At 65.4% G+C, this 12109-nt stretch carries 13 protein-coding genes; 6 read left to right on the forward strand and 7 right to left on the reverse strand.

All coding sequences use genetic code 11. The features are described from left to right. Positions 1-33: 33 nt before the first annotated feature. Entirely contained in the window at positions 34-1365 is a 1332-nt protein-coding gene (locus A9179_RS16755) for a DUF58 domain-containing protein (RefSeq protein WP_187807347.1), read from the forward strand. 39 nt (positions 1366-1404) lie between these two features. Here A9179_RS16755 and A9179_RS16760 read toward each other — a convergent pair whose 3' ends face one another. Further along, entirely contained in the window at positions 1405-1770 is a 366-nt protein-coding gene (locus A9179_RS16760; protein ID WP_187807348.1) for a diacylglycerol kinase, read from the reverse strand. Positions 1771-1842: 72 nt separating this feature from the next. After that, entirely contained in the window at positions 1843-2493 is a 651-nt protein-coding gene (gene erdR / locus A9179_RS16765) for a response regulator transcription factor ErdR (RefSeq protein WP_187807349.1), read from the reverse strand. A gap of 173 nt (positions 2494-2666) precedes the next feature. Here erdR and A9179_RS16770 point away from each other — a divergent pair, with 173 nt between their 5' ends. After that, the gene (locus A9179_RS16770) at positions 2667-3560 is read left to right on the forward strand and encodes a DMT family transporter (protein WP_187807350.1); all 894 of its coding nucleotides are present in this window, start codon (positions 2667-2669) and stop codon (positions 3558-3560) included. Here A9179_RS16770 and A9179_RS16775 read toward each other — a convergent pair. Then, on the reverse strand, positions 3557-4267 hold the full coding sequence (locus tag A9179_RS16775; protein WP_187807351.1) for a tRNA-uridine aminocarboxypropyltransferase: 711 nt from the start codon (positions 4265-4267) through the stop codon (positions 3557-3559). The genes A9179_RS16770 and A9179_RS16775 overlap by 4 nt on opposite strands. A 113-nt stretch (positions 4268-4380) precedes the next feature. On the opposite strand from A9179_RS16775, the gene A9179_RS16780 reads away from it, so the two are divergent. Next, positions 4381-4782: a quorum-sensing-regulated virulence factor family protein gene (locus A9179_RS16780; protein ID WP_187807352.1), complete on the forward strand. Its 402-nt coding sequence runs from the start codon at positions 4381-4383 to the stop codon at positions 4780-4782. 9 nt (positions 4783-4791) lie between these two features. Here the strand turns inward: A9179_RS16780 and A9179_RS16785 are convergent, their stop codons facing one another. Further along, positions 4792-4986 (reverse strand): hypothetical protein, encoded by a 195-nt coding sequence (locus A9179_RS16785; RefSeq protein WP_187807353.1) that lies wholly within the window; start codon positions 4984-4986, stop codon positions 4792-4794. 330 nt (positions 4987-5316) lie between these two features. Here A9179_RS16785 and A9179_RS16790 point away from each other — a divergent pair, with 330 nt between their 5' ends. Next, entirely contained in the window at positions 5317-6396 is a 1080-nt protein-coding gene (locus tag A9179_RS16790; RefSeq protein WP_187807354.1) for an LOG family protein, read from the forward strand. Positions 6397-6485: 89 nt separating this feature from the next. On the opposite strand, the gene recX is transcribed toward A9179_RS16790, so the two are convergent. The 3 genes from recX to A9179_RS16805 all read right to left on the reverse strand — a co-directional run bounded on the left by recX (position 6486) and on the right by A9179_RS16805 (position 8610). Beyond that, a complete protein-coding gene (recX, locus tag A9179_RS16795; RefSeq protein WP_187807355.1) occupies positions 6486-6947 on the reverse strand; it encodes a recombination regulator RecX in 462 nt (153 codons plus the stop codon). A gap of 25 nt (positions 6948-6972) precedes the next feature. Beyond that, a complete protein-coding gene (gene recA / locus A9179_RS16800) occupies positions 6973-8022 on the reverse strand; it encodes a recombinase RecA (protein WP_187807356.1) in 1050 nt (349 codons plus the stop codon). 87 nt (positions 8023-8109) lie between these two features. After that, positions 8110-8610, reverse strand: a complete 501-nt coding sequence (locus A9179_RS16805) for a CinA family protein (protein ID WP_187807357.1) — start codon at positions 8608-8610, stop codon at positions 8110-8112. 79 nt (positions 8611-8689) lie between these two features. On the opposite strand from A9179_RS16805, the gene mutS reads away from it, so the two are divergent. Both mutS and fdxA read left to right on the forward strand, forming a co-directional pair. Further along, positions 8690-11257 (forward strand): DNA mismatch repair protein MutS, encoded by a 2568-nt coding sequence (gene mutS, locus A9179_RS16810; protein WP_187807358.1) that lies wholly within the window; start codon positions 8690-8692, stop codon positions 11255-11257. 138 nt (positions 11258-11395) lie between these two features. Beyond that, the gene (gene fdxA / locus A9179_RS16815; protein WP_187807359.1) at positions 11396-11719 is read left to right on the forward strand and encodes a ferredoxin FdxA; all 324 of its coding nucleotides are present in this window, start codon (positions 11396-11398) and stop codon (positions 11717-11719) included. Positions 11720-12109: the final 390 nt, after the last annotated feature.

The following is a 12109-nucleotide window of genomic DNA, read 5'->3' on the forward strand; positions in this document are numbered from 1 at the left end:
CGCCCGTCCGTTCGCCAGGAGCACCCGCCCGGCATGAAACCCTCGCGCCTCCTGCTCGGTCTGCTCGGCGGCCTGCTGTTGCTCGCCCTCCTCCTCGGCAGCCTGCCGCTGCTGCAGGTCGAGCTGCCGGCCACCCTGCGCCCGCTCTGGTGGGGCCTGCTGCTGGCCCTGCTGCTGCTCGCAGCGGTCGACGCCCTGTGGCTGCGCCGGCTGCCCACGCCGCGCCTGGAGCGCCACCTGCCCGGCAACCTGCCGCTCGGGCGCTGGAGCGAGGTGCGCCTGACCGTGCACCACGACTACCGCCAAGCGCTGCAGGCCAGCCTGTTCGACCATGTGCCGGACGACATGGAGTTCGAGTTCCTGCCGCAACAGGTGGCCCTGCACCCGGGCGAGCAGACCGACTTCGGCTACCGGGTACGCCCGCTCAAGCGTGGCCACTTCCGCTTCCAGCGCTGCGAGTTCGTCCTGCCCAGCCCGCTGCGCCTGTGGCATGGCCGGCGCTACCTGGAGCTGGCCAGCGAAACCCGCGTCTACCCGGACTTCGCCCGCCTCTATGGCGCCCAGCTGATGGCCGTCGATGACTGGCTTAGCCAGCTCGGCGTGCGCCAGCGCCAGCGCCGCGGCCTGGGCCTGGAGTTCCACCAGCTGCGCGAGTTCCGCGAAGGTGACACCCTGCGCCAGATCGACTGGAAGGCCACCGCCCGCAAGCGCACGCCGATCGCCCGCGAATACCAGGACGAGCGCGACCAGCAGATTGTCTTCCTGCTCGACTGCGGGCGGCGCATGCGCAGCCACGACGGCGACCTGGCGCACTTCGACCATGCGCTCAACGCCTGCCTGCTGCTCAGCTACGTGGCCCTGCGCCAGGGCGATGCGGTGGGCCTGGCGACCTTCGCCGGCAATCAGGATCAGTACGTCGCCCCGGTCAAGGGCCAGGCGCACATCAGCACCCTGCTCAATGCCGTGTACGCTCTCGACAGCACCCACCGCCCAGCCGACTACGCGGCGGCGATCAATAGCCTGCTCGCCCGCCAGCAGCGCCGCGCCCTGGTGGTACTGGTGACCAACCTGCGTGACGAGGACGACGAGGAACTGCTGGGTGCGGTCAAGCGCCTGGGCCGCCAGCACCGCGTACTGATCGCCAGCCTGCGCGAGGAAGTGCTCGACCGCCTGCGCCACACTCCGGTGCAGGACTACGAGCAGGCCCTGGGCTACTGCGGCACGGTGGATTACCTCAATGCCCGCGCCGGCCTGCACGAACGCCTGCTGGCCCATGGCATGCCGGTGCTCGATGCACGCCCAGGCGAGCTGGGGCCGGAACTGGTCGGCCGCTACCTGGCCTGGAAGAAGGCTGGCGTTCTCTAAGACAGGTTGCCGGAGCCCGGCTCCGGCAACCTGTCTCGATCAGCCGATCAGAATGACCGCCCAGACCACGGCGATCAGGCTCAGCGAGACGAACTGGGCGGCGCTGCCCATGTCCTTGGCGTTCTTCGACAGCGGGTGGCGCTCCAGGGAAATACGGTCGATGGCCGCCTCCACCGCCGAATTGAACAGCTCGACGATCAGCGACAGCAGGCCGACGGCGATCATCAGCGCGCGCTCCACCGGGCTGACATCCAGCCAGAAAGCCAGCGGCACCAGCACCACATTGAGCAGCACCAGCTGGCGGAACGCCGCCTCGCCGGTAAAGGCCGCGCGCAGGCCATCGAGCGAGTAGCCGGCAGCGTTGAGAATTCGTTTCAGGCCGGTCTGGCCCTTGAATGGCGACATGGAAGGTAAAGTCCTGTGAGGGAGGCGCCGCGGACTCTAGCCACGCCGCCGTCAAAAATGCGTGAAGCCCGGTCAGTGTCCGGGAATCGACTCCATCTGCTGCAACAGCAGCGCGGCCTGGGTACGCGTGCGCACCCCAAGCTTGCGGAAAATGGCGGTGACATGGGCCTTGATGGTCGCCTCGGAGACATTCAGCTCGAAGGCGATCTGCTTGTTCAGCAGGCCCTCGCAGACCATGGTCAGCACCCGGAACTGCTGCGGGGTCAGGCTGGCCAGGCCGGCGCTGGCGGCCTTGGCCTCGGCCGACACACTGACCGCCTCGGCGCCCTGCGCCGGCCACCAGACATCGCCATCCAGCACCTGGCGCACGGCCTGCTGGATCACCTCCAGCGAGCTGGACTTGGGGATGAAGCCGCTGGCGCCGAACTCGCGGGCACGCACCACCACCGCCGCTTCTTCCTGGGCCGAAATCATCACCACCGGAATCTGCGGATACTGCCCGCGCAGCAGTACCAGGCCGGAAAAACCGTAGGCACCGGGCATGTTCAAATCGAGCAGCACCAGATCCCAGTCGGCCTTCTGACTCAGGCAGGCTTCCAGCTCGGCGATACTAGCCGCCTCCACCAACCGTACATCGGGGCCCAGCCCCAGGCTCAGGGCCTGCTGCAGGGCGCTGCGAAACAGCGGGTGGTCATCGGCAATCAGAATCTCGTAAGCGGCCATGGCATCCCCTGTTGTTGTTGTGCGCCGTAGCGGGAGGCGCACAGCTTAAGTGAAGCGGCCGCCGACGGGAATGCGTTGGCGCAAAAGCGCCGTTCGGCCCGCTGGAGTCTGCCGGGGTGGTCAAGTTCTCGCGTTTGCGGCAAAGTCTCGGCCTTTTCCTGCCGAGACCTGCCATGCAACGCCAAGCCCTGCGCGCCGACCTTCTGATGCTGATCACCGCCATGATCTGGGGCGCGTCCTTCGTCGCCCAGCGCCTGGGCATGGACAGCATCGGCCCGTTCCTCTACACCGGTCTGCGCTTTACCCTGGCCAGCCTGCTCGTCCTGCCATTGGTGCTCTGGCTCGGCCGGCCTAGCGCTGAACAGAAAGCCCCGGAGCCGCTGAACCGTGGTCTGCTGCTCGGTGGCGTCATCATGGGCCTGGCCCTGGCTCTGGGCATCAACCTGCAACAGGTCGGCCTGCTGTTCACCAGCGTCACCAACTCCGGCTTCATCACCGGCCTGTACGTGATCATGGTGCCGCTGTTCGGCCTGCTGCTCGGCCACAAGACCGGCATGGGCACCTGGCTGGGCGCCGGCCTGGCCGTGCTCGGCATGTTCCTGCTGAGCGTCGGCGAGGGCTTCCACGTGGCCTCCGGCGACTGGCTGCAGCTGGCCGGCGCCTGCGTCTGGGGCGTGCACGTGCTGCTGGTTGGCTTCTTCGCCAGTCGCCATGACCCGCTGCGCCTGGCCCTGCTGCAATTCATGACCTGCGCCGTGATCAGCCTGGGCCTGGCCATCGCCACCGAGCAGATCGAACTGGCCGCCATTCTCGCCGCCGGCCCGGCCATCCTCTATGGCGGCCTGTTCGGCGTGGCCATCGGCTTCACCCTGCAGGTGGTGGCGCAGAAGCACGCCATCGCCTCCCACGCGGCCATCATCCTGTCGCTGGAGGCGGTGTTCGCCGCCATCGCCGGCGCGCTGTTCCTCGGCGAAGCCCTGGCCCTGAAAGGCTACCTCGGCTGCGCCATCATGTTCGCCGGCATGCTGATCGCCCAGCTCTGGCCCAAGCGCGCCGCAGCACGTTAAAGGAAGGCTTTGACGGCCTGGTGGGCGGCGCTGTTCTCGTCCACCGGCCAGTGCCGCTTGGCGCCCAGGTAGCGCTCACTGAACAGATCCAGCCAGGCATCCAGGGCTTGGGCCGCACGCTGGTCGCCGGCCAGCTCCAGACACAGCGCCGCCACCTCGGCCGTGCACAGGTGCTCGTCACGCTTGGAGCGGCGCAGGCGATAGCGCGACAGCTGCTCCGGCTGCAGGCTGAGCACCGGCAGGCGATCCAGGTAGGGGCTCTTGCGGAACATCTTGCGCGCCTCGGTCCAGGTGGCGTCCAGCAGGATAAACAGCGGACGCTTGCCGCTCTCTGCCGGCAACTCGCTGATCACCCGCTGCGGCGCCGCGTATTCGCCAGGGAACACCAGGCAAGGCTGCCACTGCGGATCCTCCAGCAGGGCCAGCAGGGCCGGGTCGACGGCGGTGCGCTGCCAGCCGAAGGCAAAGGTATCGGCAACCAGGTCAGCGATCAGCCAGCCGGTGTTGCTCGGTTTCAGTGCCTCGACATCGTGCATCAGCAAGCACATGCCCGCCTGCGCCTCGACCTGCGGTTTCCAGGCGCACAGGCAGTAGTCGCCCAGCACCCGGCACTGCGGGCAACGCGGCGCCCGCGAGCCCCGCGCGACAAAGGGTTTCAGACTGCGCGCAAGGCGTTCGGCGCGCAGGCGGGCAACGGCGTGGCTCATGAATTGTGCACTACATGAAGAAGGGGGGCGGCAGTCTAGATTAAGATGGCAGCCGACTGAACCTGTCTGCTGCCGACCGGTCGAAGCCACAGTTTTATTTGCGGAGAATCCCCATGCGTCGTCTCGTCACCCTGCTTGCCCTCAGCTTGAGTCTGCCCATGGCCCACGCGGCCTCGCTCAAGGACTACGAGCTGACCCGCATGCTGCAGCAGGTGGCCAAGGAAAGCAGTGTCGGCACTCCGCGGGCGATCAACGAGGACATCCTCGATCAGGGCTATACGGTCGACGGCAACGAGTTGATCAACCACCTCAGCGTGCGCGAGGCCCATGCCGCGCAGATGCGTGGTAATCCGGACGCCGTGCGCAGCCAACTGGCCAGTAGCGTCTGCGGCAACACCGGCTACCGCCAGCTACTGGCCCGCGGCGCCGTGCTGCGCTACGACTTCAGCGAGTACAAGAGCAATCGCCCGGTGACCAGCGAGCGCTTCAGCAAGACCGATTGCGGCCTGCAATAACGCCCGCCGTCACTCCTCCTGCGCCCGACGCTGCGCATCGTCGGCGCGCAGCTCGGCCAGCAGCGCTTCCATGTAACGCGAACGCCGCGCTCCGCCATCCAGCCGGCGCAGGCATTCGTCCTCAAGGCTCAGATTGTTGGTGCGAGCCGCCTGCAGCAGCAGGCGGTACAGATCGAGCTCGATCTCCAGCGTGATCCTGGGCATGCCCTGCCCTCCCGGTTCCTGCGCACCGGATGCGACCGGCGCCACCTGTGCGGCAGCACTACTGCCCCGCGTCTCCGTGGTCACTCCCGCCCACAGCGCCCCAGGCTGCTACACACGAGTTCCCGACTCCTGCCAGTAAAACAGAGGATTGCTCAGCTTTTGCCGGATCGGACGAACGGCCGGCGCAAGGCCATCTACTACCGCCGGGCAGTGCGGAACCCACTTCGATTTCGTCATTCAAACTGTCACCAGCCCAGCCATACTCTGGACAGGGCCGGGCGCTTCAGGGAGTTGAAACGACCCTGCTCGCATTTAGAAAGGAGCTGTCTTATGCCTTATGAACCGGACGACTACCTGTCTCGCCATTTCCATACCAGCGGCATCGACCTGACCAGCAAAGTGGAGGAGCTGGCCGCACTCGTGGTACCCAGCGCCAGCCCCAACCTGCCGCTGTATCAGGAAATGCTCACCACCGTTATCCGCATGGCCCAGGCCGACCGCAACCGCTGGGACGCCAAGATCATGCTGCAGACCCTGCGTGAGATGGAGCACGCCTTCAGCACCCTCGAACAGTTCAAGCGCCGCCGCAAGGTCACCGTGTTCGGCTCGGCGCGCACGCCGACCGACCATCCCGTCTACCAACTGGCCCGCGAGCTGGGCCAGACCCTGGCGCGCCTCGACCTGATGGTGGTCACCGGCGCCGGCGGCGGGGTGATGGCCGCCGCACACGAAGGAGCCGGCCTGGAAAACAGCCTGGGCTTCAACATCACCCTGCCCTTCGAACAGGGTGCCAACGCCACCGTGCATGGCACCGGCAACCTGCTGTCGTTCCACTTCTTCTTCCTGCGCAAGCTGTTCTTCGTCAAGGAAGCCGACGCCCTGGTGCTCTGCCCGGGCGGCTTCGGTACCCTCGACGAAGCGCTGGAGGTGATGACCCTGGTGCAGACCGGCAAGAGCCCGCTGGTGCCCATCGTGCTGCTCGACGAACCGGGCAGCAATTACTGGGAGGCCGCCCTGCAGTTTCTCCGCGAGCAGCTGCAGGAACGCCGCTACATCCTGCCCAGCGACATGCAGCTGGTGCGCCTGGTGCACAGCGCCGAAGAGGCCGGCCAGGAAATTGCCCGCTTCTACCGCAACTTCCACTCCTCGCGCTGGCTCAGGGATCGCTTCGTGATTCGCCTGAACCACCCGCTCAACGAACAGGCTCTGCTGGTGCTCGACAAGGAGTTCGCCGACCTCTGCCTGAGTGGCAGCTATCAGCAGCAGGCCGCCGGCGAGGCGGAAAGCGACGAACCCGAACTGCGCGAACTGACCCGCCTGGCTTTCCATTTCAATGCCCGCGACCATGGCCGCCTGCGTGAGCTGGTGGACTTCATCAACCTGCCGCAGAACTGGGCCCGCAACACCTGAGACGGCGCCTCCGAGCGGAACGGGCAGCCGTCAGGCAGCCCGGAAAAAACAGAGCCCGCAGCGGGGACGCTGCGGGCTCAAAGGGGAAGTCAATCGAGGGCGCCGCGTAGCAGGCGCCCTATCTGTTCCTGGGAGAAGCCCCGGTAGGCAAGAAACCTTGCCTGCTTGGCCTTCTCCTTCATGTCCTGCGGTAACTGGCCGGCGAATTTGCGCTGCCACAGCTCGCGCAACTGTTCGCTCCAGTCGATCGCCGCTTCGCCCAGGGCCTGCTCGATGGCCGCCCGCGGCAGGCCGCGCTGGCCCAGTTCCTCGCGAATACGCAGAGGGCCGTAACCGGAGCGGCCGCGACTGGCGATAAAGCTCTCCAGGTAGCGACCTTCCGATAGCAGGCCTTCCTCGGCCAGGCGATCGAGGGCGCTGTCGATCAGCTCATCGCTGGCCCCGCGCTGGCGTAACTTGCGGCTCAGCTCGGTGCGACCATGCTCGCGACGGGCCAGCAGATCCATGGCCGCGCGGCGCACGGCAACCGGAGTATCGAGCATCAACGACATGACGGCCGCTACCGGGGCTCAGCGATCAGGCGTCGATATCGGCCAGATCGTCGGCGTCGGCGGTGGCGGCAGCAGAACGCGCCGAGGAATCCACCAGCAGTTTCTCGCGGATGATCTTCTCGATGGCGCCGCCCACTTCCGGGTTGTCTTCCAGGTACTTGGCCGCGTTGGCTTTGCCCTGACCAATCTTGTTGCCCTGGTAGCTGTACCAGGCACCGGATTTCTCCACCAGACCCAGCTGCACGCCGAGGTCGATGATTTCGCCGGTGCGGTAGATGCCCTTGCCGTACATGATCTGGAATTCGGCCTGGCGGAACGGCGGGGCCACCTTGTTCTTCACTACCTTGACCCGGGTTTCGCTGCCGACCACCTCGTCGCCTTCCTTGACCGCGCCGGTACGGCGGATGTCCAGGCGTACCGAGGCGTAGAACTTGAGGGCGTTACCGCCGGTGGTGGTTTCCGGGTTGCCGAACATCACGCCGATCTTCATGCGGATCTGGTTGATGAAGATCACCAGGCAGTTGGCGTTCTTGATGTTGCCGGTGATCTTGCGCAGCGCCTGGCTCATCAGGCGAGCCTGCAGGCCAACGTGGGCGTCGCCCATCTCGCCTTCGATCTCGGCCTTGGGCACCAGGGCAGCCACGGAGTCGACGATGATCACGTCCACCGCGTTGGAGCGCACCAGCATGTCGGTGATTTCCAGGGCCTGCTCGCCGGTGTCCGGCTGGGAAACCAGCAGGTCATCGACGTTGACCCCGAGCTTGCCGGCGTAGTCCGGGTCGAGGGCGTGTTCGGCATCGACGAAGGCACAGGTAGCGCCAGCCTTCTGCGCTTCGGCGATCACCGACAGGGTCAGGGTGGTCTTACCCGAAGACTCCGGGCCGTAGATCTCGACGATCCGACCTTTCGGCAGGCCGCCGATGCCGAGCGCGATGTCGAGGCCCAGGGAGCCGGTGGAAATGGCCGGAATCGCTTGGCGATCGTGGTCGCCCATGCGCATCACGGCGCCCTTGCCGAATTGTTTCTCGATCTGACCCAGGGCTGCCGCCAACGCGCGCTTCTTGTTCTCGTCCATTTCCATCCTCACGTGATCAAAGGGAGCCAATCGCTCACCAACAACTGTATAAGTAGACAGTAGTATTTCATAAGGCAAGTCGCTCGCCTACCCCTGCAGCGGATTTTCTCCTGCCGCCAGTCGGAGCAGCCCCTGCAACGCCCGCTCCACCGTCTGCCGGCGCACCTCGCCACGATTACCCGGGAACAGGCAACGCTGGCTGAACAGCCGCTCGCCATCGGCCCAGGCCAGCCAGACGGTGCCGACCGGCTTCTCCGGCGAACCGCCATCGGGCCCCGCCACGCCACTTACGGCCACGGCGAACCGCGCCCCGCTGTGCTGCTGCGCACCTTGCACCATGGCCTCGACCACTGCCTGGCTGACCGCGCCGACCTGGGCGAACAGCTCGGCCGGAACGCCCAGCTGGATGCTCTTCTGCGCATTGGAATAGGTGATGTAACCGGCCTCGAACCAGGCCGAGCTGCCGGGGATACGGGTAATCGCCTCGGCGATGCCGCCGCCGGTGCAGGACTCGGCGGTACTGACCTGAGCGCCAAGGCCGTGCAGCTGGGCGCCGAGCTGTTCGGCCAGTCGGGTAATCGAATCCACAGTGTTCTCCGGGGTGAAACGAGCGAGGGGGATACCCTACACTAGGCGCTTTTGCGATTTCAGCCGGACACCCCGAACAATGAGCGATCTTTCCGCCCACACCCCCATGATGCAGCAGTACTGGAAGCTGAAGAACCAGCACCCGGATCAACTGATGTTCTATCGCATGGGCGACTTCTACGAGATCTTCTATGAGGACGCGAAGAAGGCGGCGGCACTGCTCGACATCACCCTGACCGCGCGCGGCTCCTCGGCCGGTCAGTCGATCCCGATGTGCGGCATCCCACACCACTCGGCCGAAGGCTACCTGGCCAAGCTGGTCAAGCTCGGCGAGTCGGTGGTGATCTGCGAACAGATCGGCGACCCGGCCACCAGCAAGGGCCCGGTGGAACGCCAGGTGGTGCGCATCATCACCCCCGGCACCATCAGCGACGAAGCCCTGCTCGACGAGCGCCGCGACAACCTGCTGGCCGCCGTGCTGGGCGACGAACGCCTGTTCGGCCTGGCCACCCTGGACATCACCAGCGGCCGCTTCACCGTGCAGGAACTCAAGGGCTGGGAAAACCTGCTGGCCGAGCTGGAGCGCCTGAGCCCGGCCGAGCTGCTCTACCCCGACGACTGGCCGCAAGGCCTGCCCGTGGAGAAGCGCCGTGGCAGTCGTCGCCGTGCGCCCTGGGACTTCGACCGCGACAGCGCACGCAAGAGCCTGTGCCAACAGTTCGCCACCCAGGATCTGAAAGGCTTCGGCTGCGAGAACCTGAGCCTGGCCATCGGTGCCGCCGGCTGCCTGCTCGGCTACGCCAAGGAAACCCAGCGCACCGCCCTGCCGCACCTGCGCAGCCTGCGCCACGAGCGCCTGGACGACACGGTGATCCTCGATGGCGCCAGCCGGCGCAACCTGGAGCTGGACACCAACCTCGCTGGCGGCCGCGACAACACCCTGCAATCGGTGGTCGACCGCTGTCAGACGGCCATGGGTTCGCGTTTGCTGACCCGCTGGCTGAACCGCCCACTGCGTGATCGCACGATTCTGGAAGGTCGCCAGGACTCCATCGCCTGTCTGCTCGACCGCTACCAGTTCGAACTGATCCAGCCGCAGCTCAAGGATATTGGCGATGTCGAGCGCATCCTCGCCCGTATCGGCCTGCGCAACGCCCGCCCGCGTGACCTGGCGCGCCTGCGCGACGCCCTCGCCGCCCTGCCACAGCTGCAGAGCGGCATGGCCAAGCTGGAAGTGCCACACCTGAGCGAGCTGGCGGTGAATATCCGCACCTATCCGGAGCTGGCCGATCTGCTGGCCCGCGCCATCATCGACAATCCGCCGGCGGTGATCCGCGACGGCGGCGTACTCAAGACTGGCTACGACGCCGAGCTGGACGAGCTGCAGTCGCTCAGCGAGAACGCCGGCCAGTACCTGATGGATCTGGAAGTGCGCGAAAAGGCGCGTACCGGCCTGGCCAATCTCAAGGTCGGCTACAACCGCGTGCATGGCTACTTCATCGAGCTGCCGAGCAAGCAGGCCGAATCGGCGCCGGCCGACTACATACGCCGGCAGACCCTGAAAGGTGCCGAGCGCTTCATCACCCCGGAGCTCAAGGAGTTCGAGGACAAGGCACTGTCGGCCAAGAGCCGCGCCCTGGCCCGCGAGAAGCTGCTGTACGACGAGCTGCTGGAACACCTGATTGGCCATCTGGCGCCGCTGCAGGACACCGCCGCAGCCCTGGCCGAGCTGGACGTGCTGAGCAACCTGGCCGAGCGCGCGCTGAACCTCGACCTCAATCGCCCGCGCTTCGTCGAAGAACCCTGCATGCGCATCAGCCAGGGCCGCCATCCAGTGGTCGAGCAAGTGCTGGACACGCCGTTCGTGGCCAACGATCTGGGCCTCGATGACGACACCCGCATGCTGATCATCACCGGCCCGAACATGGGCGGTAAATCGACCTACATGCGCCAGACCGCGCTGATCGTGCTGCTCGCCCATATCGGCAGCTTCGTCCCGGCAGCCAGCTGCGAGCTGTCGCTGGTCGACCGCATCTTCACCCGCATCGGCTCCAGCGACGACCTGGCCGGCGGGCGCTCGACCTTCATGGTCGAGATGAGCGAAACCGCCAACATCCTGCACAACGCCAGCGAGCGCAGCCTGGTACTGATGGACGAAGTCGGCCGCGGCACCAGTACCTTCGACGGCCTGTCGCTGGCCTGGTCGGCTGCCGAACAGCTGGCCAGCCTGCGCGCCTGGACGCTGTTCGCCACCCACTACTTCGAGCTGACCGTGTTGCCGGAAAGCCAGCCGGTAGTGGCCAACGTGCACCTCAATGCCACCGAGCACAACGAGCGCATCGTCTTCCTGCACCACGTTCTGCCTGGCCCGGCCAGCCAGAGTTATGGCCTGGCCGTGGCGCAACTGGCAGGCGTACCGGCACCGGTGATCCAGCGCGCCCGCGAGCACCTGGCGCGCTTGGAAACCACCAGCCTGCCTCACGAAGCACCGCATGCTACCCCTGGCCAGCCGGCCGCTCCGATGCAGAACGACCTGTTCGCCAGCCTGCCGCATCCGGTGCTGGAGGAATTGGCCAAGATCAATCCCGATGATCTGACACCGCGTCGCGCGCTGGAGCTGTTATATACATGGAAGACGCGGATCTGACAGCGAGCCTCGCAAACTGGTAGAATCCGCGCGCTTTTAAGATTGCCCGACCTCCAGCCTGAGTCGAGGCCGTCACTTTTTGTGCCGAAGACCCACCCAGAACGGGGCACGGCCGCTGTTTGAGGAGAGAATCAGAACATGACTTTCGTCGTCACCGACAACTGCATCAAGTGCAAATACACCGACTGCGTGGAAGTTTGTCCGGTGGACTGCTTCTACGAAGGCCCGAACTTTCTGGTTATCCATCCGGACGAGTGCATCGACTGCGCCCTCTGCGAGCCAGAATGCCCAGCCCAGGCCATCTTCTCAGAAGACGAAGTGCCGGAAGACATGCAGGAGTTCATCGCGCTGAACACCGAGCTGGCGGAAGTCTGGCCGAACATCACCGAGAAGAAAGAAGCGCTGGCCGACGCCGAAGAGTGGGATGGCGTGAAGGACAAGCTGAAGCATCTGGAGCGCTAAGCTCCTGCTGCAACGTAAAAGGCCCGCTCGCTGCGGGCCTTTTGCTGTGGGCAGTTTTCTCCGGGCAAAAAAAGGGGCGGCTATTGCCGCCCACTCTTTTTTCCCTACTCCCTGAGAATCCTGCCATCTTCCTGATGAACTGCATCCTGCAGTGGTTCCCTGGTCGTCGTCCTGACAACCTGCGCCTTTCCCTTGGCACAGCTTCATATTACCTCTTACCCCGCTGCTCACAAGGCCACCTACAGACGCCAGACCTTGCCTTCCGGCCTACTCTAAAAAATAAAAATCCTTTTAATACATATAGTTATAAAAATTCAACGCTGGAAAAACGTCGACTTCTGGCGCGCCTTTCCTGCGATGTCCTACAGCAGATGTAAGCGAAGGCTTACA

Source organism: Pseudomonas alcaligenes (assembly GCF_014490745.1).
Classification (GTDB): Bacteria; Pseudomonadota; Gammaproteobacteria; order Pseudomonadales; family Pseudomonadaceae; genus Aquipseudomonas; species Aquipseudomonas alcaligenes_C.